The sequence below is a fragment of the Saccharophagus degradans 2-40 genome, from assembly GCF_000013665.1.
GTDB classification, from domain to species: domain Bacteria; phylum Pseudomonadota; class Gammaproteobacteria; order Pseudomonadales; family Cellvibrionaceae; genus Saccharophagus; species Saccharophagus degradans.
In genome coordinates this window covers 1,887,166-1,909,548 of record NC_007912.1, presented here as the reverse complement: position 1 = coordinate 1,909,548, position 22,383 = coordinate 1,887,166, and the positions used below count along the sequence as shown (strand labels likewise).

Sequence of the window (22,383 nt, the reverse complement as noted above, 5' to 3'; positions counted from 1 at the left end):
GTATACATTTACTAATTTAGGTGGACATTTTTAGTGCTAACAAGTGTTGCACTATGCCCCAGCACCGGCGCCATACACTGCACCACTTTTTCTGCGGTTGCCCTATAGCCGGTTAATTTGCCGCCATATATTGCGTAATAGCCCTTCATCGTGTCGACGTTATTATCAAACACAATACGCGTATCGCGCGCTCTTTTGGTGGCGCTGCCCTCGGCCATAGGTAGCACACGCAGCCCGGCAAAGCTTTCTAGTATTTTTACATTGGCTAATGCAGGAAAATAAAAATCGAAGGCGCGTTTTAAGTAAGCCTCTTCGTCTGCTGTTGGCGTACAGGTTTTAGGGTCGCCGGTAAAGTGCGTTTCTGTGGTACCCACCATAGTTTTACCTTTCCACGGCAAGGTAAACACTGCTCTGCCATCATCGGGCGATTCGAAATAAAAGCACTGCTCAAATGCGGGTGTATCTAACACTATGTGTGCACCTTGCACTAAATCTACATCGATCATTGGCGCACCAAAAGTGCAGCGGCCAGCAATAGTATTAACCCAAGGACCTGCTGCATTCACCACGGTAGAGCAAGTAAAACTACCTCGATTAGAATTTACCTTATAACCCTCACCCGTTTTGTTTATTGCGCTAACTTCGGTGGAGTATAAAATTTCCGCATCATCTTCTTGTGCAGCGGCCAACACCGCACGGGTTAAGGCTGCATCATCTGTTTGCGCATCTTCGTAGCTGTACATGGCGCGCAGGTTTTGAGTGTTTAAATGCGGGAAGTTTTTCCACAACACGCTGGCAATTTTTCTAGGTGCGCTGCCCCCTAGCAAGCTGTACAACCATAAACCTAAGCCTACCCAAAATGGCGAGCGTTTATTTTTTTTGTATACTGGAATAACAAAAGTAGCCGGCTTAACAAGCTTAGGGGCAATTTTTTGTAGTATTGCTTTCTCTTGTAAGCATTCCTTTACCAAACTAAATTGCGCCGTTTCCAAATACCTTAGCCCACCGTGAATAAGCTTAGAGCTTTTACTGGATGTACCTTGCGCTGGGCCATCAAACTGCTCGATTACTAGCACACTCCAACCTTGCAATGCAGCCGCTTGCGCCACACCTGCACCTTGGATACCAGCGCCGATTACAATCACATCGTAATAAGGAAGGTTATTTGAATTGGATGTTTGAGTTGGTGTTTCTTGTTGTGCGGGCATAGCAGTATCTTGCTTAAGTATAGAAGTGAATTTATATGTAACTATTCAGCGGGAACAGGCTGTAGTAACGCTTGAGGGTTCCAACTCTCTATGAACTTTACACCGCGTTTTTGCAGAGCAATGGCTTCTTGTAACTCCACTACATCATACACAAACCAAGCCCAAGTATTGGTGGGCAACTTACCCGTTTTGGGTAATTTATTTTTATTGCAAATAAGATACTCGGGCTGAAGTTTATCGGCTTGCGCTAACGACGCGTCGTCGTAACAGGTCATAACCCAGCCAATTTTTTGCCCGGTTTCTTGCTTTAAAAAACTTAAAAATTCGTAGTGGTAGCTAATAAAAATACGCTGCTCAGCAATTGCTGCTGTAGCTTCTAAAAGTTTTTGCATGGCGCCATCGAAACCCAAGTAGCCAACAGCTTCGCTTTTTATTTCTACAAATACATACTCGGGGCCGTTTTGTAGCGCATGGCACACCTGTGTTAATGACGGTGTTTTTTCGCCTCTAAATTTACTACCAAAACGCTGCTCTTCGGCCACATCAATACTGCATGCCTGAGCAAACGAGACGCTGTGAGCATGCGCGCTAACGCCCGCCACACGCATAAAGTCTTCATCGTGTAACAGTATAAGCTCGCCATCTTGCGTGCATTGCACGTCGAATTCAACGGCAGTTACACCTGCAGCTACAGTTTGCGTTAACCCCACTAAAGAGTTCTCTGGGAAGTACTCAGGGTTGCCTCTATGGCCAACTACAACAAAAGACGGTTCTGTTTGCATAACTAGTAATTATCTAAATAGTGTTTGAAGGTTTGATAGCGCTCTTCCAGCTCATCGCAAAATATTGGCGAGTAAACAGTCGAGGTTTGTGAGTCATCAACGGTAATAGACTGCCCCAACTGCGCGAAAGCTAAACCAGCTACGCCCACTAATGTGGATTCTAGCTGGGTATTTACCACCACTTTTTTACCCACTGCGCTAGCAAGCATTTGCCTGAAACCATTATTCACCAATAGCCCGCCGCTGACTACAAGCAATTTAACTGGACGTGACGCCTCTATTTCTTCTACGTTACGCCGCACCCAAAACGCAATACTTTCGAACACCGCCATAGCTTTAGCGTACCAACTAGACGAGTCGCTAACACCTATAAAATTATGAGGTATATCCTGCCGCCAATAGGGTGCGGCCACGCCCCCTAGAGTATTAATAAATACGGGTATTTTAACGTCTGCTGTTTGATACCGCTCAAACCATAAAGCCAGCTCTTTAAAGAATTGATCACGGTCGCGCTCGGTGCTCGCCCCTTCTCTAACACCCGCTCTTATCCATTGCTCGCACAGCCATTCTACTGCACTACCGGCGCCATTGATTGTGGCCTCCAATGCGTACTGTACACTGCCCTCAGAACTATAGAGCAACGTATGAAGCAAGTTCGATGGCGAGTGCTCTAGATGGGTTTCTACAAGTAAAAATGCACCTGTACCTAAGTTAGCCACAACCGCGCCACCCTTGCGAAAAACCTCTAAGCTGTGCAGTGCAAAGTAAGCGGCATTCTGGTCTCCACTTACGGCAACAAGAGGGATAGATTTACCACGTGCGTTCATTATATTGCCGTAATTTGCACAACAGGGTAATACTTGCGGCAAAAGCCCAGTGCCTACCCCAAACAACTGCTTTAGCGACAAGCTCCAGTTGCGGGTATAGATATCGTAAAGTTGCGTTCTGGCAGCATTACTTTCATCGCAAATAAAAGGGCGGCCAGCCACAAGATGGAACAAAACAAAACTTATGAGCGGCCCCATTTGGAAAACACGCTCGCCATTTTCGGTTAAATGGCGCTGTAACCAAGCGAGTTTTGTAGCACCGTAATGTGGCGACAATACCAGCCCAGTTTTTTGCTTAATTGCCTTCTGCTGCCTTGCTAAAGCTGTTACTTCACCCTTCGCGCGGGTATCCATCCAGCTTAACGCTGCATGCAGGGGCTTGCCGGTCTCACTATCCCATGCCAATACAGTTGAACGCTGACAAGCAATACCTGCAGCGCAGATAGAAAACTCTGTTTGCGTGGCTTCGTCGATCAAACCTTTAAGGTGTTCGACTATGGGCCATGCATCCTGTTCTATAAAAGCTTCGTTTATATAATGTAAAGTGTAAGAAAATTTTTTTAACCAAAGTATTTGGCCGCGCGTGTTAATTATTGCTACGCGAGTTGAATGGGTGCCAATATCAATCGAGAGAATGCAGTTTTCACTCATAATTCAAGTGTAAGCCAAATTTGCATTAGAAGCTTAGAGCATAGTTAACTAGCGAACGATTTAGCAAGAGGTTTACGAGCTATTTTTACAACTGCACACCCAAACAAGCCAAAACAGGAATTACCCCGATTCGCGGGTATAGATTGTAAATAATTACTTATAAGCGAATAGCGCCACCACGCCCTATTCGCTTGGAATACTAACGCCAAACGGCAGCTAGAAAACGCCACGAATATGCTGTTCTACAGCGTTTAAATAAAAGTCGTATAAGTCTGCGTGAATATCTTCGCTGAGCGGGGCCACGTTAGCCACAGAAACGTTTTGTGCCACCTGCTTGGGCGAGCTCGCCCCAGCAATAACAGTAGAAACCGCATCGTGATCGAGAATCCAACGCATTGCAAACTGCGCCATTGTTATATCGCTAGGCTTAAACTTAGCCAGTTGCTCTGTTAGCTCTAGCCCTTTTTCAAAAGGTATACCCGAAAAGGTCTCACCTACACTAAAGGCGGCACCGTCTTTGTTGTAGTTGCGATGATCTGTTGCGGCAAACTGGGTGCTGGCCGAGTATTTACCACTTAATAAGCCACTAGCTAATGGCAAGCGGACAATCACGCCAATCTCGCGCTCTTTGGTTATATCAAAAAGCTCTTTAACAGGTCGCTGACGAAGTAAATTAAAGATAATTTGCAGCGTGGCTAAATCGTCTTGTTGTGCGCACAATTGCGCCTCGGCGACTGTTTCTACACTGGCGCCGAAATATTTTACTAAGCCATCTTGCTGAACGGTGCGCAACCAATCAAATATCTCACCGTAAGCCATTACCTGCGTAGGAATACAGTGCAACTGGATTAAATCAATGGTGTCCCGCTGCAGTCTATCCTGCGCTCGCTTTAATGCGTCGCGCATATTGGTAAGCGAGTATTTATCGGGGTAAGTAACAGCCTCCCTACCGTATTTTGTCGCTACTATTAACTCGCTGTTCGCAGCCGGTACAGCAGCGCCAATATAGCGCTCGCTCTGCCCTGCTCCATACACATCGGCGGTATCGAAAAAATTAATTTTATTTTCTATTGCAGCGTTAAGAATTTCATCGGCTTGACTATCGGCTACTGGGCCAAAATCACCACCTAGCTGCCAGCACCCCAACCCTACTTCACTTACCATTAAATGTGTTTTACCGAGTTTGCGTTTGTTCATATGGGGCCTCCAATTTTTTGGCTTGTAGTCTACTTAACAATAGGTAAGAGCAAGGTATTAAAAATGAAAACGGCCGACACCTAAGTGCCAGCCGTTATACGCAAAACCTTTTATGGGGTTTTACTTTTAATCTACAAATACTCTCGCGTTGCGGAATAATCGCATCCAACCGCTGTACTCGCCTGCTTCGCCATCATTCCACGAGTTTGTAACTTTGCGGAAAACACGCTCTGGGTGCGGCATCATAATAGTGGTGCGACCTTCTGCCGAACACAACCCTGTAATGCCGTTAGGCGAACCATTGGGGTTGGCCGGGTAAGTGGTTGCGGTTGCAAGGTCGGAAGTAACAAAGCGCATACCAACGGTGCCAGAGCTTTCTAAGGCGCTTACAGCAGCGCTATTGGCAAACTCGGCACGACCCTCACCGTGAGATACAGCAACAGGCAAATAAGAGCCTGCCATATCACCTAGCAATACAGAAGCAGACTGCTCTACTTTAACTAAGCTAAAGCGCGCTTCGAACTGCTCCGATACGTTGCGCACGAAATGTGGCCACAGCTCGGTACCAGGAATTAAGCTCTTCAAGTTAGAGAGCATTTGGCAACCGTTACACACACCTAAACTGAAGGTATCTTCGCGGTTAAAAAACGCTTGGAATTGATCGCGCGCTTGGGCATTAAACAAAATGGTTTTTGCCCAACCTTCGCCGGCACCCAGTACGTCACCGTAAGAGAAACCACCGCAAGCGGCTAGGCCTTTAAATTGCTCTAAGCTAACACGACCACTTAGGATATCGCTCATATGAACGTCTACGGCGCTAAAGCCTGCGCGGTCAAATGCTGCAGCCATTTCGTTTTGGCTGTTTACACCCTGCTCACGTAAAATTGCAACGCTAGGCTTAACGCCTTTGGCAATATAAGGTGCAGCAATATCTTGTTGCGGGTCGAAGCTTAGTTTGTTTATTAAGCCTGTATTCTTAGCTTCTATTGCGGCAAATTCTTGCTCGGCACACTCTGGGTTATCGCGCAGCTTTTGCACGTTGTAACTCGTCAGGCTCCACAGTTTTTGCAGTGCTGCACGCGTTTGATTAAGTACCGTTGCATCACCATTATTGAAAATAATATTTTCATTGGCGGTAGCTTCACCTAATACGCTAAGCGATGTACCCAAGCCGTGCTGCTCGAATATAGCTTCTACTGTAGCCAGTTTATCGCTAGCAACTTGCAGCAACGCGCCCAACTCTTCGTTAAACAAGGCACCTAATTCAGAGCCGTTCGCTACTTGAGCGGCAATATCTACTGTGGCGCCGCAGCGGCCAGCAAAACACATTTCAGCTAAGGCTGCATATAAGCCACCATCGCTGCGATCGTGATAGGCAAGTAGCAAGTCTTGCTCTAAACACGCCTGCATTGCGTTAAAAAACGCTTTTAAGCTAGCGGCGTTATCGACATCGGGCGCGCCGGTGCCTATTTGATTGTACACCTGCGCCAGTATAGAACCGCCTAAACGCTGCTCACCTGCAGCGAGGTCTACAAGTAGTATTTTGTTGGCTACGGTTTTTAATTCGGGAGTAAGTGTTTTGCGCACATCGACAACGGGCGCAAAAGCAGAAATGACTACAGATAGCGGTGAGGTTACCGATTTATCTTCGCCGTTTTCCTGCCATGCGGTACGCATAGACATGGAGTCTTTACCCACAGGAATGGTTAAGCCCAACGCTGGGCAAATATCCATACCTACAGCTTCTACGGTCTCGTATAGCTTGGCATCTTCACCTGGGTGGCCTGCAGCACACATCCAGTTGGCTGAAAGTTTAATATCTTTTATGTCGCCAATACGGGTGGCGGCAATGTTTGTAATGGCTTCGCCCACCGCCATGCGACCAGAAGCGGGAGCATCAATAAGCGCCAGCGGCGTACGCTCGCCCATGCTCATAGCTTCACCAGCGAAGCTATCGTAACTTACTGTAGTTACCGCGCAGTCTGCCACGGGCACTTGCCACGGGCCTACCATTTGATCGCGCACAACCTGACCGGTTACGGAGCGGTCACCAATTGTAATAAGGAACTGCTTACTTGCCACTGCTGGGTGCTGAATAACGCGCTCGGCAGCGTCTTGTACACTTAAACCAGTAATATCAAATTCTGGCGTGTTATAGGTGCGTGTTTCTGCTGTGCGGTGCATTTTAGGCGCTTTGCCAAACAACACACTCATAGGCAGGTCGACTGGGTTTGCATTCAATAGGGTGTCTTTTACCTGCAGTGTTTGCTCGCTTATTGCTTCGCCCACAACGGCGTAAGGGCAACGCTCACGCTCACAAATCGCCTCGAATTGGGCTAAACGCTCTGGCGGTATAGCCATTACGTAACGCTCTTGCGATTCGTTACACCATATTTCTAATGGCGACATACCTGGCTCGTCGTTAGGCACTTTACGGATATCAAAAATTGCACCGCAGCCACCATCTTTAGCAAGCTCTGGGAAGGCGTTAGATAAACCACCTGCACCCACATCGTGAATAAAGGCGATTGGGTTATTTTCACCTAGCTGCCAGCATTGGTCGATCACTTCTTGGCAACGACGTTCAATTTCTGGGTTTTGGCGCTGTACCGACGCAAAATCGAGATCTTCGCTAGAGCTACCAGATGCCATAGAAGATGCAGCACCACCGCCTAAGCCAATCAACATAGCTGGGCCGCCCAATACAACCAGCTTACTGCCCGCATCGTATTCGGTTTGCGCAATATGTTCTTCGCGAATATTGCCGTAACCACCGGCCAACATGATGGGCTTGTGGTAACCACGACGCTCGCCGTCGAAGTCTTCTTCAAAGGTACGGAAGTAACCACAGATATTCGGGCGACCAAACTCATTGTTAAACGCAGCGCCGCCTATTGGGCCTTCAATCATAATATCTAGCGCGTTCACAATGCGATCGGGTTTGCCGTAGGGGGTTTCCCAAGGCAAGGTGTAATCTGGAATTTGTAAGTTCGATACGGTATAGCCGCTCAAGCCCGCCTTTGGCTTAGAGCCTTTACCAACTGCACCCTCGTCGCGAATCTCGCCCCCCGAACCAGTACCCGCACCAGGGAAAGGCGCAATGGCAGTTGGGTGGTTATGCGTTTCCACTTTCATCAACAGATGAATTGGCTCTTCGGTATAAGCAAACGTTTTAGTTTCTGGGTTGGGGAAAAATCGCCCCGCTACACTACCGGTTACTACAGAGGCGTTATCTGCATAGGCAGACAATACGTTTTCGCCACCGAGTTCGTAGGTGTTTTTGATCATTTTAAACAGTGAGCGCGGCATTTCTTTGCCATCGATAGTCCAGCTCGCATTGAATATTTTGTGGCGGCAATGCTCGGAGTTCGCTTGAGCAAACATCATCAGCTCTACATCGGTAGGGTTGCGGCCCAAGCCTTCGAACGATTCAACAAGGTAATCTATTTCATCTTCGGCAAGCGCCAAACCTAAAGTACCGTTAGCTTCTACCAACGCTTGGCGGCCAGCACCAAGAATATCTACGTAGCTTAAAGGCTTAGGAGACTCTGCGCGGAATAAAGCAGCGCCCTCTTCGGGGCTGTTTAATAACGATTCCACCATGCGGTCAAATAGCAGTGGCTTAATTTGCTCTAGTGCGGCTTGGCTGGCACCTGCGGCAATACGGTAATGAATACCGCGCTCAATGCGACGTACCTTGGTAAGACCTGCATTTTTAGCGATATCTGTTGCCTTAGAGGACCACGGAGATATTGTGCCTGGGCGCGGTACAGCAACTAGCTCTACCCCTTCTACGCTTGCGGCCTCAATTTTAGGCCCGTAAGTAAGCAATTTAACCAATGTTTCGTGCTCATCTTGGCTAAGTTCGCTCTCCACATCGATAAGGTGCACGTAGTCTGCGCTTAAGCCGGTAACGGCTATACCTAAATCGGTGCAACGCTGTAAAAGTTTTTGAAGTCGAAAATCAGACAGGGCGGGAGCGCCAGGCAGGATCAGCATGGTGGGTATTGGCCTCTAGGTGTGCTCTTAGGAAAAGGGCTGCATTGTACTTGGGATAGGCCTGTTAAGTCCAAATCTGTCTGCCTTTTTTATCGCCAACACCCCATATTAAGGCCCTGTTAAGCATAACAAGCACTAAATATAGCTAAATCAGTTTAGATTCACCCTTCTAATAGAAATATTTTAGAAAGTTTTTTGGCGCCTAAAGTTGCGCAAATCACAAGAAACACTAGGCTTAGAGGTAAGAGGCGACTTTCACTACAGCAAAAGCGATCAGAAAACAAGCTAGTCACTCACAGGTTAAGAAGGTAAAATTGACCAATTCTTACTCAAAACACATTTCTTTATACCTGAAACTGCTGTACGCCTTTAAGAACACACTGCTTGAAGCAATACATTTAAACGGAAGCTTTGCTCAACGGACTGATCGGAGATGTAAACTATGACTAAAATTTTGCTAAATACGGCTTCAACGGTGCTAACCCGCCTGTGGAAGTTGAGCCTATTGGGGCTTGTGTTTGCCGTAGCAGCCGCAACGCTAGTTAGTAGTCGCATTCCCACCACATTAGAAGAAGTTAAAAGCAGCGGTAAGCTCATCGTTATTTCACGCAACGGCCCCACCACCTATTACGAAGGCCCAGCAGGCCACACCGGCTTTGAATATGTAATGGCAAAAGCGTTTGCCAAGCACTTGGGCGTAGACCTAGAAGTGCGAGAAATTGAAGATTTAGGTGAAATGCTCGATAAAGTGGGCACTAAAGCAGGACACTTAGCCGCTTCGGGCTTAACCGTAACAGAAAAACGCGCCCGCAAAGTGCTTTTTGCCGAGCCTTACTTGCAAGTTACTCAGCAACTTATTTATCGCTCAGGTGAAAGCAAGCCCGAAACTATCGAAGATTTATACGGCAAGCGAGTGATGGTAATTTCAAACAGCTCGCATTCGGAACGATTAAAAGAATTACAGCGCGAATACCGCGACCTAGCATGGGAAGAGCAGCACGATGTAGATATGCTCGACCTGTTAGAAATGGTACACAACGGCAAAATTGATTACACCATTGTCGATTCGAATGCTTACCAAATTAATCGCCCTGTTTACCCCAAAGCCACCGTGGCTTTTGATATTTCTGAACCGCAAGACTTAGCATGGGCCTTCCCGCAACAAAAAGATGCAAGCCTATATAACGAAGCGCAGAAATTCTTTAAAGATATTAAGCAAACCGGTGCCATTGATGATGCAATGGAAACCTTTTACGGTCACCTTGGCGAAATTGATTACAGTGGCGCAATATTATTTGCTCACCGTTTACAATCGCGCTTACCCAAATGGGAAACGCACTTAAAAGCCGCTGCCGAAAAAAATGATTTAGACTGGCAATTGCTCGCCGCACTTAGCTATCAAGAGTCGCACTGGAACCCTAAAGCTAAATCCCCTACTGGTGTGCGCGGTTTTATGATGCTCACATTGAATACCGCTAAAGAAGTGGGTGTAAAAAATAGATTAAACGCCGAGCAAAGTATTTATGGCGGTGCGCGTTATTTCAAATCTTTACACGGCCGTCTTCCAGAAAGAATTAAAGAACCAGATCGCACTTGGCTTGCGCTAGCGGCCTACAATATTGGCCTTGGTCATTTAGAAGATGCGCGTATTCTCACAGAGCACTTTGGCGGCAACCCCGATAAATGGGCCGATGTAAAACAGCAATTGCCATTATTAGCAAAAAGAAAATATTACAAGTTTACTAAACACGGCTATGCCCGCGGCTGGGAAGCAGTCGATTACGTACAAAATATTCGCAACTTCCACACTATTATTGCGTGGAACGAAATTGAAAATCAGCGTTTACAGCAACTGGCTCAAAACGAAAATCACGTAAGCGATTACGCCCAATTTAGCCCCACTGTTACCGAAGCGGTAAAAAGCATAAGCGGTACATCTTCGCTATAAATGTACACCTACCAAACAATAAAAAAGCGCTTAAATTAAGCGCTTTTTTATTGACTAAATTAAGCACTATTCTTTATGCAATTCACTAACGTTTTTCTCATCACCGTTTGCCAAGCGCTTTAGCTGCTTTTTAGCTTCTCTACGCTGCTTAAAAAATTGTTGAATTAACGCCGTTGCTTCATTGGCAAGTACACCGCCACACCACTCAACTTGATGATTAAAAAAACCACCCTGCTGCCACACCGGGTTACTGTAAATAACACCCGCTTTCGGCTCGGTTGCCCCGTATACCACACGCGCTACTCGCGCATGCATAATTGCACCTAAGCACATAGTGCACGGCTCGATAGTTACATAAAGCGTTGCATCTGGCAGCCTGTAATTGTGTTCGTTTTTAGCCGCTTGCCTAAGCGCAGTTATTTCGGCATGTGCGGTTGGGTCGCACCCAGAAATAGGCGTATTAAAGCCACTGCCCAATATTTTATTATCGCGCACCACTACCGCGCCAACGGGTACTTCGTGTTCTGCCGCTGCCAGCTCGGCAAGTTTTAGCGCTTCGCGCATCCAATGCTCATCGCCGTGTATAACGTCATTCACAAGCTAGCACCTGCACAAAAAATTCAGCGGTAATTTGATTATTGTTAGGTAAGTACAACGTCTGCTTCGCTTCGCGCATACCTTTATATGCGAACGGTGTCATATAAAGCAAATCGCTAAATTGCGCTTCATTGTCGAACTTAACTTGATTGGTTATGCATTGTTCGTTCAACATTTTAAAACCGACGGGCACATCTGGTGCAGTATGTTTTTGCGGCGTTGTATATAGCTGCTGCTTAAGTTCAAACAAGTGATTGGGCCCAGGCGCAACCCGAATAAAAATACCACCGGGTTTTAAAATACGCGCTACTTCCGTTTCGTTAAATGGCGCGAATATAGATAAAAACACATCAAAAATATTACCAGCCACCGGCAAGTTCGCACTACTTGCCACTGCAAAGTTTGCACTCAACAACGCGGTATTAGCATCGGTATGTATTTCTATATTTTGTTTAGCGAGCTTTGTCTGCGAAGCTGCCATCTTTACACCGTTTTTTGCGATATCTATGCAGTAGTATTCGCTAGGCAGTGAACAATAACGCTTTTGCAATTCGCGCGTGTAATAACCTTCGCCACAACCGCAATCGAATAAAGTAAACGCTGTATTTTCTAGCTCGGCACGCGCCAAATATTTGCTTATTACATCGCCAATAGCGCGCACTAAAAAGCTGTATTTACCTGTTTCTAAAAACCGGTTTCTTGCTTGCAGCATTTCGCTAGTATCGCCCGGCTCTTTACTCGCTTTTTGATTTGCTAAAAGTAAATTGTAATACCCCTGCCGCGCACAATCGAAACTGTGATTATTCTCGCACCGCAGGTTTTTGCTATTAGGCTCTTGGGTTAACGGCAAGCTGCAATTCGGGCAAATAAAACTCATTGATTCGCTAACACCTTGGCTCTTACCGCTTCTGGCATTGCATCGATATCCGCTGAGGTAAGTGGGCCTTGATAGGCGAATCTTGGCTGTACCACACCATCAATGGTTACGTCTTCTAAAAACATTTCTAGCGGACGCACCCACAAGCCAAACTCACCGTACAAACAGCGGTATACAACCAAATAAGACAAGTCTTCGCTGTGCCGCGCCACATCCTCTACGTAGTATTCGTTGCCTTTATAATGCCGGTATTTACCTAAGGTGATTTTGTCGTTCATTTTTGCTAGCCGCTTTCAATTTAACACTGTGATAAAAACGCACACTATACCCGATATTGGCGGCAGCTAGGGTATAATGGCAACCAATCTAAAACAGAGGGAATAAAAAGCAATGTCTCGACCAGTTCATATAGTGGTAGGTAGCGTAATGGGTACTGCGTTAAATGTAGCCACAGAAGTTGCCAAAGTACTCGAAACACTGGGACATAACGTGCGTATAAGCCCTGCCTTTGATGGCAACAACCTGTACCAAACAGAAGATGAAGTATTGCTTATTTGCACATCCAATACCGGTATGGGCGATTTACCCGAAAACATATTGCCGCTGTACGCACTGCTTACTCAAACACCCCCAAATATTGCAGGGCGGCACTACGGGCTTATTAACCTAGGCGACAGCTCTTACCCTAATTTTGCCCAAGCCGGCACCACGCTAGATGAAGCCATGGCCGACATTGGCGCCACGCGAGTTGGCACACCCTGTGTACTCGATGCAATTTACGTAGACGAACCCGAAGAAGAAGCCTGTGATTGGGCTAAAAAGTGGGCACAACTCCTTTAAAGTTATTTAATTATGTCTGATTCAAACCGCGCACTTATTGGCCTTTTTTATGGCAGCTCCACCTGTTACACAGAAATGGCCAGCGAAAAAATTGCCACCCAGTTAGGCGAGTCACTAATAGACCGCTTTAACATTGCCGACACCCCCATTGTAAACGCCCAATTCTATGATTTTATTATTATGGGCATCCCCACGTGGGATTACGGCGAGCTACAAGAAGACTGGGAAGAAATTTGGCCTGAGCTCGACGACCTAGACCTTACAGGCAAAAAAGTAGCGCTTTTTGGCTTGGGCGATCAAATAGGCTACCCAGAGTGGTTTCTCGATGCCATGGGCTACCTGCACGACAAACTAGCCTCTCGCGGGGCCACGATGGTGGGCTATGTAAGCACCGAAGGGTTTGAATTTGAGGGCTCTAAAGCACTTACCCCCGACGAGAGCCAATTTGTTGGTCTAGCCCTAGACGAAGAAAATGAGTTTGATAAAACAGAAGCCCGAATTGCCGCTTGGTGCGAACAAATCACCCAAGAATTTGGCATTTAACGCTCAATGACTAAAAAACTCGAGCACGAATATATTGCACACACAGAGCGCCCAGCGCTTACGTGGGATGAACAAGGCCAGCCCTACTCTACCGAATACGACGATGTGTATTACTCCACAACAGATGCGCTGGCCGAAACTCGCTTTGTATTTTTAGATAAAAACAATTTAGCCGCTCGCTGGCCACACTTAACTCACCAACAAACCTTTACGGTTTGCGAGACAGGCTTTGGCGCAGGGTTAAACTTTTTAGCCACTTGGCAGTTGTGGCGCAGCACACGCCCCTCTGGGCGAATGCATTTTATCTCGTTTGAAAAACACCCCCTTAACAGCGCTCAAATAGCAAAAGCACTAAACCGCTGGCCCCAATTTGCAGCGCTAAGTGAACAGCTGTGCGCGCTATACCCACCCTCTAGCGCGCCAGGGTTTCACCATATAACACTTGATGAAGGGCAAGTGCAGCTAACCTTGTATTTTGGCGACGCAAAAACTGGGTTAGAGCAATTGGTTTTGGCCCACGGCGCAATAAACAAAATAGAAAACCGCAGCAGCTGCATTGGCGATAAACAACAGTTGGTCGATGCGTGGTATTTCGATGGTTTTACTCCAGCCAAAAACCCGTCCATTTGGCAGCCATGTATCTTTACCCTTGCGGCAGAACTAAGCAAAAGCACAACTACCTTCGCCACTTTTACCAGCGCTCGCTCGGTAAGAGACGCAATAGAAAACGCGGGTTTTAAGTGGCAAAAAGTGCCGGGCTTTGGCTTAAAACGCGAGATGCTTTTTGGCACATTTGAGCAACACCCTTTTGCTCAAGTCGACCCCAACAAAGCGCCCACTACAGCACACAGAAGTTACCGCAAACGCAATGGCGTACAACATAGCTGGCATCTTCAAACTGCAAACAGTGAGCACCAGCCCCCCAAAACAGCAATCGTTATTGGCGGCGGACTAGCTGGGGCGCACGCGGCGCACGCTCTTGCGCTTAGGGGCGTTAATGTAACCTTACTGGAGCGCGCACCTAATCTTGCCAATGGCGCTTCCAGCAACCTGCAAGGGTTGGTATACACTCGCCTGTCGCTTAGCGGAAACCCGTTAAGCCGCTTCAACATGGCAGCCCAACTGTATGCAGACCGCTTTTATCACAGCCATAACTTCTACACCACCTGTGGTGAAGCCTCCGGCGTGCTTCACCTAGCAACAAGTAACGCCATAGAAAAACAATTAAGAAACATTGGCGAGCAACACGCAAGCACCGATCCCAACCCCATATTTAACTGGGTAGAACAACAAGACACAGAACAAGCGGTAGGCGTAAGCACATCTACTGGCGGGTTATTTATACGTAACTCTGGCTGGCTAAACCCCGTGCAGCTGTGCCATGCACTAACCAACCACCCGCGTATAACCAAGCTCTTTAATAGCGATGCTGCCCAACTGCAACAAGATGCTCACGGCCAATGGTTCGCCCTAACAAACGACGGCCACAAGCTTGCCAGCGCAGACATTACCGTAATTTGTACTGCTCGCGACGCGAAACACCTTGCGCAAACAGCATACTTACCTATGCGCAACATACGCGGCCAAGTGTCCCACCTTAGTAGTCATGGGTTGTCGCAACGTTTGCACGCATCTGTTTGTGGTGCAGGTTATATTGCCCCAGCGCAAAGTGGCATCCACTGCGCTGGCGCCTCTTTTAATTTGCACGAAAACACCCTCGACTTACGCGAAGAAGATCATCAATTTAATATTGATAACCTAGCCTCGATGAGTAAATCGCTCACGTTCAACCCGCCACTTACCACCCTCGATGGTAAAGTAGGGTTTCGAGCCACCACGCCAGACTACTTCCCTATTGTTGGGCCAGTACCAATACGTGATGAGTTTTGCGAACGCTTTGCGGGTTATCGCAAGCGTGCCGCGACACCTATTCCTCAAACAGGCCCTTATTATCGCGGCCTTTACGTGAGTGTGGGATACGGCTCTCGCGGTTTAGCCTACACGCCCTTAGCTACAGAATCCCTTTGCCACAGCATATTTGGCGAGCTACAGCCCATTGCTACCGAAACCCTGCTGCACCTGCACCCCGCCCGCTTTCTTTTTAGGGATCTGACACGCAACCGCATTTAATGTCTACACTTGTTGATAGCAAACCCCGTAACCAACGGTTTATACGCACAGCAAGCGACAATATTAGTGACGTTAGCGACATTCATAAAAGCGAGGCACCTATGCTACTTAATACCCCGCAAAGCGGGCACCTGAACTCTACCCGCGAATCCATCCACAACTACTATGAAGCCATGGTGTTCGAGCAGCTTGTGCGCTCCTCTGATCGCGCGGCCGCCGACCCCGAATTTATGGCCGACGCAGCCTGCGTGGCACTAAACAGGCTGCCCCCGCGCTATGTGCGCCACGACGTGGATATGACGTTCTTTTTATCGCCAACAGAAATGGAAGAAATGCTTATAAAAGTAGCCCACGCTGTAAACGACGCGGTGAGCTACGTAGAGGAACGGGAAAAACTACGCGAACAAGAAGAAGGTGAATAGAAATTTCGCACAAGGCCTATTGGCTTTGCCTACAGGTCTTAGCCAATAGGCCTTTGCCAATACGCCTGCACACCACCAGACGATGGCGCAATAGCAATAAAACTGGCATGCTACAAGCAATTGCTTTTTAATGAGTAAAAGGCCTAACTTAGGCTACACATTACCCATACAAAAAACGCCCATGCCAACCCAAAAACCTAATACTAAACACACCACCACAAGCATAATTGCAGCCGTTAGCTTGGCCCTAAGTTTATGTATTACCCCCTATGCTAACGCCGCTAAACAGCTTGCATTTGAGGTGCTCAAAACCCTGCCTCATAACTCCACCACTTTTACACAGGGCTTACTGGTAGCTGGCGACCAACTAATCGAAAGTAGCGGCCTTTACGGCAAATCATTTATTGCCAGCTACAACAAAGAAACGGGCGAACAAACCTACAAAATCCCCCTACCCAAACGGGTATTTGCAGAAGGCTTAACACGTATAAACGACACGCTGTACTTGTTAACATGGAAAGAAAATAAACTACTGCGCTTCAATGCAACGACCCGTGAAGCTTTAACCCCACTTAGTTACGAAGGCGAAGGCTGGGGCCTCACCCATACAGACAACTTATTTTTAATGACCGACGGCAGTGAGCATTTATACCTGCGCAGCCAGAAGGACTTTCGCGTACTTAAAAAAGTAAAAGTACACGACCAAAATAAAATCTACCGATTTTTAAACGAACTAGAGTATGCACAAGGGCATTTATGGCTTAATGTGTGGCAAACTAATCAAATATTGCGTGTTAACTATCACACAGGTGAAGTGACCGGAATTTTAGACCTCACTTCGTTACAAAAGCAAAACGGTGGCAACCCTAAGCAAGCCGTATTAAACGGTATTGCCTACGACCCCGAACACAATGCCTACTGGGTAACAGGCAAATATTGGCCCAAACGCTACTTAATAAAAATTTCCACACCCGTCACACAATAAATACCTAAAGTTATACATCATTATCTCTATGCGGATAGAAGCGACAAGCGCATTCCGCTAGAATGACACGAATCGAAAGCAAACAATATTTGAGTATTTATGCACCAAGATTTTACTGTCACAGAGAAAAACGGCATTCAGTTTATTTCCATCCAGAATGACAACTGCAAAGCCGAGGTTTGCCTATTTGGCGGGCATATTACCGAATGGCAGCCAGAGGGCCACGCACCTGTACTTTGGATGAGCGAAACATCGGCACTGGATGGCAGCGCCGCGATTCGCGGTGGCATACCCGTGTGCTGGCCTTGGTTTGGGCCTGTAGAGAACAAGGGCCGCCACGGCCTTGTACGCACAATGAATTGGACGCTAGAAGACGCGAAGGAAGAATCGGACCTCACCGTACTCAAACTAAGCTGTGACATAGGTAAAGACAAAGCCCTAGCTTGGAGCCACCCGCAAATAATAGAGCAAACACTTATTTTCGGCAGCCGCTTAACTCAAACCTGCAAAGTGGTTAATCCATTTAATGCACCGGTAAATTTCGCCTACGCCCTGCATAACTACTTTCAAATAGGCAGCTTAAATCACCTATCCGTGCCTGAACTTACCGGCCAACCTTACTACTGCAAAATAAACGATCTAGAAAATCAGTGCGATACTACAGAGCCGGATTACAACGGCCCCATTGATCGCGTTTATCAGTGCGATGGCCCAGCCAGCATTACCGATAGCATTATGCAACGCCGCATATCTGTTACTAAACACGGCAGTGCTAACTGGGTTTTGTGGAACCCTGGCACCTTGGCGGCAGACATTGACGACATTCATACAGACGGCGAAAAAAGCTATTTGTGCCTAGAAGCAGCAAGCACCTCTGATATAGAGGTTGCCGCCAATAGCAGCATGGAATTTGGCCAAACAATAGCCGTTACAGCATTAGACTAATCAACCGCAAAGCAGGCAATACTCACAGTATGGATAATAAGCGCCCAGCAGTATTAACAACTATGTTGGGCCAATCCACGCCTTGGTTCACCATCGCGTGCTGCATGCTTTTAGTTGTTTGCTATTTTTACCCTCCTATATTCGACCTTTTCTATTTCGAGAGAAACCTAGTAAATGATGGCGAAGTTTGGCGACTTCTCACCTCTCAATTAGTTCACCTCGATAACCAGCACCTACTTTATAACTGCGGTGCCATGCTTGTTTTGGGGCTTATTGTTGAAGAAGAACATCGTATAGATGCAATAGTAATGCTCACCATAGGGCTCGTTGTGGTTGGCGCCTGCCTGCCGTTTAGCCAGCTAGATCGCTATGCAGGATTAAGCGGGGCCATTAACGCTTTGGTACCCCCTGCCATCTGGCTAGTATGGGCAAGATCAAAAAGTATTATTCCTATTGCTATCGCCCTTCTTTATTTTGGTAGGCTCGCGTGGGAATTTACTCAGGACACATCGCTACTAAGTGCAGATTTAACCTGGCCAAGCTATACACCCGCACACTTACAAGGGCTAGCTGCTGGCTTAGGGTGGATGCTAATTCGCGCCAAACCCGTTTTACTCGCTTACCGCAGCCAAACAACACAGGAAGCAAGCAATGAAGCAAGCTAAGGATTACAAACGCATTGTTGTACTTACCGGCGCTGGGGTATCGGCCGAATCCGGGCTTAAAACATTTCGCGACAATAACGGCCTGTGGGAAAACCACAGAGTGGAAGATGTAGCCACCCCCGAGGCCTATGCCCGCAACCCAGAGCTTGTGCAAAAGTTTTACAATGCTAGACGCTCTCAATTACTTACAGCCGCACAACCCAACAAAGCACACACAGCATTGGGGGAATTCGAACAACACTTCAGTGGCGAATTTTTACTGGTTACCCAAAACGTAGATAACCTGCATGAGCTAGGTGGCAGTAAAAATTTAATTCATATGCACGGTGAGCTGCTAAAAGCGCGCTGCCCTGTGAGCGAAAAGGTAAGCGATTGCACCAAAGACCTAACCGATCAATCCCTGTGCGAGTGCTGCACACCGCCAAATTTATTGCGACCGCATATAGTATGGTTTGGTGAAATGCCGTTAGCCATGGATACTATCGAACAGGCCCTGTGTGAATGTGACCTATTTGTATCTATTGGTACGTCTGGCAATGTTTACCCAGCAGCAGGGTTTGTAGAGCTAGCTGCCAGCTACGGCGCAACCACGGTAGAATTAAATTTGGATGCCAGTGCAAATAGCCGAGCGTTTGACACAAGCCTACAGGGGCCGGCAAGTGAATTGGTGCCGCTGTTTTTTGCCTGCTCGTAGTACTTTTTCAGGCCGCGCATAGCGCTAGCTGGCAATATACTTATCGTATACGCCGTAAATAAGTAACGCCCATAATACGGTCATGGTAAATAGTTCTATTTTGGTTTTGGTTGGCTTTTCTTTAGCTACAGGTTCTGCCGCTTTTAGGTTGCGAACTTGTCGAGAAGCACACGCAGGGCAAGCCCCATGCGTAGACGCCTTTTTGAATTTATGACCGCACTCACCGCACTGATAACTCATATTCCCCCTCTGCTCTAACTAAAGTGTAGAAGCCACCTAAAAGCTTCTCAAGTAGGCTTAACCTTCAACGCTTACGTTTGATTCGAATCAATACCGCTTGCATGGGCTTACGATAAAGTAGCCACATGGAAAAAAACTCGCCCCCACCTAACAATGGCTCTTCCACCGTGGAAATTAGCCGCGCGCGCGCAGCTGAACGCTGTGCGGTAACTATTGTTATAGACTCCAATCATATTCGGCCCCTTTACGAGCAATCTTGCGACACCGCGTTTCTTTTGCAACGCGAGCTTGAAGTTTGGGCCACAGCGCTCAACCACCCAACACTCACCGAGTTCACGCTACACAACCCTACGCGCTTTTTGCGGGCACACGAAGTTACCGCACTCATACGCACATTAGCAAAGCTATACAATATACAGCCTATCGAAAAGCGGCTACACACTGTTAACTGCGATTTAACGGACCTTAATTGCAACTGGCTGGGGCTGTTCAAAGGTTTAGGCTTCAACCGCTGCTTAGTTGAGATAGCGCTTTCAGACTTAGAAAACACTCCAATTGTGATGCAAAAGCTGGCAAAAATTAAAGAATTCGGTTTTGCTCAACTGGGGTTAGTTGTATACCCTGCACCGGCATTGCCAGATCTAAAAACCGCGATTACCCCACTACTTAAAACCTTTAATCAGCTGCACATTTTTTTGGGTCACACATCACACAATGCGCTCGACACCAACTTCGAGTTAGAACCCGACGAAGACTCGCACATTTCCATTAACGTGGGCCCGGGAGTAGACGCATTCGTCTATTCCGAGCACAGATACAAGCTCCACAATATCTCACTTTATACTCAAGCCTTGCTTAACCATAAGCTACCAATTAGTACACCAATCACTCTACCGCCGAGGCCAATTAACTAGGCAAAGAAGCCTTTGACATTAGCCATTAGTATCCATATCCTTGCTCGCAATCTAGCAATCAAATACCTGCCGTACTCTGGACCGAATTATGTCCCAATCCGAACCTACATCATGTCACCACGCCCCTCAGGTGAACTGTGGTGACTGCCGTTTATCGGCTATATGCTTACCCATAAGCCTCGCGTTGGATGACATTGCTAAATTAGACGACATAGTTCAGCGCGGCCGCCCTTTGCAAAAAGGCCAACCACTTTACGAAGCAGGCGAAGACTTTAAAGCTGTTTACGCATTAAGATCTGGCGCAGTAAAAACCTCTACTATCAGTAGGGATGGCGAGGAGCAAATTACTGGCTTCTACTTGCCGGGCGAAATTTTGGGGTTAGATGGCCTAGCAACGAATGTACATTCCAATACCGCAATGGCATTAGAAACCTCAGCGATTTGTGAAATACCCTTTTCGCAACTCGAAGACCTGAGCATGAAGCTTCCCAATTTGCAGCGTCGCTTCTTTCAACTTATGAGTAAAGAAATTAGCCACGAGCAGCAGCTCATTACCCTGCTAAGTAAAAAAAATGCCGACGAGCGCATTGCGTCCTTATTAGTTAGTATATCTACAAGAAACCACCATCGGGGCTTATCAAGCACCGAGTTTTATTTACCCATGTCACGCTCAGATATGGGCAACTACTTAGGCTTAACCATAGAAACCGTAAGCCGTGTAATGAGCAGACTTCACAAACAAGAAGTAATAGCTCTTGATAAAAAACACGTGGTTATCAATCAAATGGATAAGCTGCGCGCTATCGCCTCAACGGCAGATTAATTTTTCGCGCAAAACTTCACCCAATTTTTGAGTTCTATTGCGAATGAATGATAAATATTTAGCCGTTATCAATAAAATTGACGCGGCAAATGCACAAGACCCCAATCAAGAAACTGCAAATGGCGAGCCTATTGCCAAAGAACTTTTGTACTCTCAAAGAATGACAGAAGTACTTAATAGCTTTGCCCCGCAAGCGTCCGAGCACCTACAAATTGCCGCTCGCGCACAACATATAGAGCGCTGGAAATCACCGCGTAGCGATTACCCCGAAGGTCGCACAGGTTACAAACAATGGCGCGCAGAGCTTGGGCTTTTTCATGCAAAGCGCACTGGCGAGCTTATGCTGGAAGCCGGCTACAATGAAGAAGATATCAGTCGCGTTAAATATCTTGTGCAGAAGCGAGGCCTGCGCAGAGACCCAGAAACTCAAACTCTGGAAGACGTTATATGCCTCGTATTCGTACTTTATTATTTAGATGATTTTGCTCGTAAGCACGATGAAGCAAAACTGATCGATATTATTCAAAAAACATGGGCAAAAATGTCTGATGCAGGTCATCAAGCCGCCCTTGCAGCAACTCTCCCAGATCATTTGGCCACACTTATCAAGAAAGCGCTTAGCGAATAATATTCCATGTTTGCAGTAATTAAACACATTCACGTATGGCTCGTGCTATTAAGTATTGGCGGGTTTGCCGTTAGATTTCTTTGGCTAATGGGAAACTCTTCCAAACTTCAATTGCGTGCAGTAAAAATTGCACCACATGTTATTGATACCCTTTTACTTGTTACCGGTGTAACCCTTGCGGTAATGCTTCGCTACTCGCCATTTGACTATTCTTGGTTTTCAATCAAATTACTTTTGGTTATTACCTATATTGGCTTAGGTATCACTGCCTTCAAAATCCCCCATAAACACCTGCGCGCAATTTTTGGAATTAGTGCCCTCTTAACTGCTTGCGCAATTATTATATTGGCCACCAGTAAGCCGTTTTAATTCCTCTCGGCAAGAATGCAGCCCCGTTATACATTCTTATATAACTTTTCACTATTTAAAAAGTAAAAGACCTTTAAAACTCGTCTAGACACAAGGAAC

General features: G+C 46.8%; 22 protein-coding genes. 13 read left to right on the top strand and 9 right to left on the bottom strand.

Going from position 1 to position 22,383, the window contains the following annotated elements:
* Positions 1-11: 11 nt before the first annotated feature.
* From SDE_RS07760 to purL, 5 genes are all read right to left on the bottom strand, one after another.
* Entirely contained in the window at positions 12-1,208 is a 1,197-nt protein-coding gene (locus SDE_RS07760) for a glycerol-3-phosphate dehydrogenase/oxidase (RefSeq protein WP_011467964.1), read from the bottom strand.
* Between the two features lie 41 nt (positions 1,209-1,249).
* Positions 1,250-1,990 carry a glycerophosphodiester phosphodiesterase family protein gene (locus SDE_RS07755; protein WP_011467963.1) on the bottom strand — a complete coding sequence of 247 codons (741 nt, stop codon included), beginning with the start codon at positions 1,988-1,990 and terminating at the stop codon, positions 1,250-1,252.
* A gap of 2 nt (positions 1,991-1,992) precedes the next feature.
* Positions 1,993-3,468: an FGGY family carbohydrate kinase gene (locus SDE_RS07750; protein WP_011467962.1), complete on the bottom strand. Its 1,476-nt coding sequence runs from the start codon at positions 3,466-3,468 to the stop codon at positions 1,993-1,995.
* 216 nt (positions 3,469-3,684) lie between these two features.
* Positions 3,685-4,665: an aldo/keto reductase gene (locus SDE_RS07745; RefSeq protein WP_011467961.1), complete on the bottom strand. Its 981-nt coding sequence runs from the start codon at positions 4,663-4,665 to the stop codon at positions 3,685-3,687.
* Between the two features lie 126 nt (positions 4,666-4,791).
* Positions 4,792-8,664, bottom strand: a complete 3,873-nt coding sequence (purL, locus tag SDE_RS07740) for a phosphoribosylformylglycinamidine synthase (protein WP_011467960.1) — start codon at positions 8,662-8,664, stop codon at positions 4,792-4,794.
* 442 nt (positions 8,665-9,106) lie between these two features.
* Between purL and mltF the strand changes: the two genes are divergently transcribed.
* Positions 9,107-10,612 (top strand): membrane-bound lytic murein transglycosylase MltF, encoded by a 1,506-nt coding sequence (gene mltF / locus SDE_RS07735; protein ID WP_011467959.1) that lies wholly within the window; start codon positions 9,107-9,109, stop codon positions 10,610-10,612.
* Positions 10,613-10,678: 66 nt separating this feature from the next.
* On the opposite strand, the gene tadA is transcribed toward mltF, so the two are convergent.
* Genes tadA through SDE_RS07720 form a run of 3 tightly spaced genes read right to left on the bottom strand, consistent with a single transcriptional unit; the run spans position 10,679 to position 12,364 of the window.
* Positions 10,679-11,209: a tRNA adenosine(34) deaminase TadA gene (tadA, locus tag SDE_RS07730; protein WP_011467958.1), complete on the bottom strand. Its 531-nt coding sequence runs from the start codon at positions 11,207-11,209 to the stop codon at positions 10,679-10,681.
* Positions 11,202-12,086 (bottom strand): putative RNA methyltransferase, encoded by an 885-nt coding sequence (locus SDE_RS07725; protein WP_011467957.1) that lies wholly within the window; start codon positions 12,084-12,086, stop codon positions 11,202-11,204. The genes tadA and SDE_RS07725 overlap by 8 nt, the downstream gene beginning before the upstream one ends.
* Complete coding sequence (locus SDE_RS07720; protein ID WP_011467956.1) at positions 12,083-12,364, bottom strand: DUF1653 domain-containing protein; 282 nt, start codon at positions 12,362-12,364, stop codon at positions 12,083-12,085. The genes SDE_RS07725 and SDE_RS07720 overlap by 4 nt, the downstream gene beginning before the upstream one ends.
* Before the next feature lie 112 nt (positions 12,365-12,476).
* Between SDE_RS07720 and SDE_RS07715 the strand changes: the two genes are divergently transcribed.
* From SDE_RS07715 to cobB, 8 genes are all read left to right on the top strand, one after another.
* Positions 12,477-12,926 carry a flavodoxin domain-containing protein gene (locus tag SDE_RS07715; protein WP_011467955.1) on the top strand — a complete coding sequence of 150 codons (450 nt, stop codon included), beginning with the start codon at positions 12,477-12,479 and terminating at the stop codon, positions 12,924-12,926.
* A gap of 12 nt (positions 12,927-12,938) precedes the next feature.
* Positions 12,939-13,469, top strand: a complete 531-nt coding sequence (fldB, locus tag SDE_RS07710) for a flavodoxin FldB (RefSeq protein WP_011467954.1) — start codon at positions 12,939-12,941, stop codon at positions 13,467-13,469.
* 6 nt (positions 13,470-13,475) lie between these two features.
* Positions 13,476-15,599 carry a bifunctional tRNA (5-methylaminomethyl-2-thiouridine)(34)-methyltransferase MnmD/FAD-dependent 5-carboxymethylaminomethyl-2-thiouridine(34) oxidoreductase MnmC gene (mnmC, locus tag SDE_RS07705; RefSeq protein ID WP_011467953.1) on the top strand — a complete coding sequence of 708 codons (2,124 nt, stop codon included), beginning with the start codon at positions 13,476-13,478 and terminating at the stop codon, positions 15,597-15,599.
* Complete coding sequence (locus SDE_RS07700; protein WP_011467952.1) at positions 15,599-16,021, top strand: late competence development ComFB family protein; 423 nt, start codon at positions 15,599-15,601, stop codon at positions 16,019-16,021. The genes mnmC and SDE_RS07700 overlap by 1 nt, the downstream gene beginning before the upstream one ends.
* 181 nt (positions 16,022-16,202) lie before the next feature.
* The gene (locus tag SDE_RS07695; RefSeq protein WP_041325510.1) at positions 16,203-17,006 is read left to right on the top strand and encodes a glutaminyl-peptide cyclotransferase; all 804 of its coding nucleotides are present in this window, start codon (positions 16,203-16,205) and stop codon (positions 17,004-17,006) included.
* 99 nt (positions 17,007-17,105) lie between these two features.
* On the top strand, positions 17,106-17,951 hold the full coding sequence (locus SDE_RS07690; RefSeq protein WP_011467950.1) for a D-hexose-6-phosphate mutarotase: 846 nt from the start codon (positions 17,106-17,108) through the stop codon (positions 17,949-17,951).
* Positions 17,952-17,980: 29 nt separating this feature from the next.
* On the top strand, positions 17,981-18,616 hold the full coding sequence (rrtA, locus tag SDE_RS07685) for a rhombosortase (RefSeq protein ID WP_011467949.1): 636 nt from the start codon (positions 17,981-17,983) through the stop codon (positions 18,614-18,616).
* The gene (gene cobB, locus SDE_RS07680) at positions 18,603-19,310 is read left to right on the top strand and encodes a Sir2 family NAD+-dependent deacetylase (protein WP_011467948.1); all 708 of its coding nucleotides are present in this window, start codon (positions 18,603-18,605) and stop codon (positions 19,308-19,310) included. The genes rrtA and cobB overlap by 14 nt, the downstream gene beginning before the upstream one ends.
* A gap of 24 nt (positions 19,311-19,334) precedes the next feature.
* Here the strand turns inward: cobB and SDE_RS07675 are convergent, their stop codons facing one another.
* Entirely contained in the window at positions 19,335-19,550 is a 216-nt protein-coding gene (locus SDE_RS07675; RefSeq protein WP_041324402.1) for a hypothetical protein, read from the bottom strand.
* Between the two features lie 125 nt (positions 19,551-19,675).
* Here SDE_RS07675 and SDE_RS07670 point away from each other — a divergent pair, with 125 nt between their 5' ends.
* The 4 genes from SDE_RS07670 to SDE_RS07655 all read left to right on the top strand — a co-directional run bounded on the left by SDE_RS07670 (position 19,676) and on the right by SDE_RS07655 (position 22,284).
* Positions 19,676-20,464: a hypothetical protein gene (locus SDE_RS07670; RefSeq protein WP_011467947.1), complete on the top strand. Its 789-nt coding sequence runs from the start codon at positions 19,676-19,678 to the stop codon at positions 20,462-20,464.
* Between the two features lie 88 nt (positions 20,465-20,552).
* The gene (fnr, locus tag SDE_RS07665; protein ID WP_011467946.1) at positions 20,553-21,287 is read left to right on the top strand and encodes a fumarate/nitrate reduction transcriptional regulator Fnr; all 735 of its coding nucleotides are present in this window, start codon (positions 20,553-20,555) and stop codon (positions 21,285-21,287) included.
* 37 nt (positions 21,288-21,324) lie between these two features.
* Positions 21,325-21,915 carry a DUF4202 domain-containing protein gene (locus tag SDE_RS07660; RefSeq protein WP_041324400.1) on the top strand — a complete coding sequence of 197 codons (591 nt, stop codon included), beginning with the start codon at positions 21,325-21,327 and terminating at the stop codon, positions 21,913-21,915.
* Between the two features lie 6 nt (positions 21,916-21,921).
* Complete coding sequence (locus tag SDE_RS07655) at positions 21,922-22,284, top strand: SirB2 family protein (protein WP_011467944.1); 363 nt, start codon at positions 21,922-21,924, stop codon at positions 22,282-22,284.
* Positions 22,285-22,383 lie beyond the last annotated feature (99 nt).

Excerpts from the sequence above, each read along its gene's own strand:
- SDE_RS07700 (WP_011467952.1), top strand. The coding sequence starts at position 15,599 with ATGTCTACACTTGTTGATAGCAAACCCCGTAACCAACGGTTTATACGC.
- mnmC (WP_011467953.1), top strand. The coding sequence starts at position 13,476 with ATGACTAAAAAACTCGAGCACGAATATATTGCACACACAGAGCGCCCA.
- SDE_RS07725 (WP_011467957.1), bottom strand. The coding sequence starts at position 12,086 with ATGAGTTTTATTTGCCCGAATTGCAGCTTGCCGTTAACCCAAGAGCCT.
- rrtA (WP_011467949.1), top strand. The coding sequence starts at position 17,981 with ATGGATAATAAGCGCCCAGCAGTATTAACAACTATGTTGGGCCAATCC.
- SDE_RS07745 (WP_011467961.1), bottom strand. The coding sequence starts at position 4,665 with ATGAACAAACGCAAACTCGGTAAAACACATTTAATGGTAAGTGAAGTA.
- SDE_RS07670 (WP_011467947.1), top strand. The coding sequence starts at position 19,676 with ATGGAAAAAAACTCGCCCCCACCTAACAATGGCTCTTCCACCGTGGAA.
- mltF (WP_011467959.1), top strand. The coding sequence starts at position 9,107 with ATGACTAAAATTTTGCTAAATACGGCTTCAACGGTGCTAACCCGCCTG.
- SDE_RS07750 (WP_011467962.1), bottom strand. The coding sequence starts at position 3,468 with ATGAGTGAAAACTGCATTCTCTCGATTGATATTGGCACCCATTCAACT.
- SDE_RS07760 (WP_011467964.1), bottom strand. The coding sequence starts at position 1,208 with ATGCCCGCACAACAAGAAACACCAACTCAAACATCCAATTCAAATAAC.
- SDE_RS07720 (WP_011467956.1), bottom strand. The coding sequence starts at position 12,364 with ATGAACGACAAAATCACCTTAGGTAAATACCGGCATTATAAAGGCAAC.
- fnr (WP_011467946.1), top strand. The coding sequence starts at position 20,553 with ATGTCCCAATCCGAACCTACATCATGTCACCACGCCCCTCAGGTGAAC.
- SDE_RS07675 (WP_041324402.1), bottom strand. The coding sequence starts at position 19,550 with ATGAGTTATCAGTGCGGTGAGTGCGGTCATAAATTCAAAAAGGCGTCT.
- SDE_RS07690 (WP_011467950.1), top strand. The coding sequence starts at position 17,106 with ATGCACCAAGATTTTACTGTCACAGAGAAAAACGGCATTCAGTTTATT.
- SDE_RS07655 (WP_011467944.1), top strand. The coding sequence starts at position 21,922 with ATGTTTGCAGTAATTAAACACATTCACGTATGGCTCGTGCTATTAAGT.
- purL (WP_011467960.1), bottom strand. The coding sequence starts at position 8,664 with ATGCTGATCCTGCCTGGCGCTCCCGCCCTGTCTGATTTTCGACTTCAA.
- SDE_RS07755 (WP_011467963.1), bottom strand. The coding sequence starts at position 1,990 with ATGCAAACAGAACCGTCTTTTGTTGTAGTTGGCCATAGAGGCAACCCT.
- SDE_RS07695 (WP_041325510.1), top strand. The coding sequence starts at position 16,203 with ATGCCAACCCAAAAACCTAATACTAAACACACCACCACAAGCATAATT.
- fldB (WP_011467954.1), top strand. The coding sequence starts at position 12,939 with ATGTCTGATTCAAACCGCGCACTTATTGGCCTTTTTTATGGCAGCTCC.
- SDE_RS07715 (WP_011467955.1), top strand. The coding sequence starts at position 12,477 with ATGTCTCGACCAGTTCATATAGTGGTAGGTAGCGTAATGGGTACTGCG.
- cobB (WP_011467948.1), top strand. The coding sequence starts at position 18,603 with ATGAAGCAAGCTAAGGATTACAAACGCATTGTTGTACTTACCGGCGCT.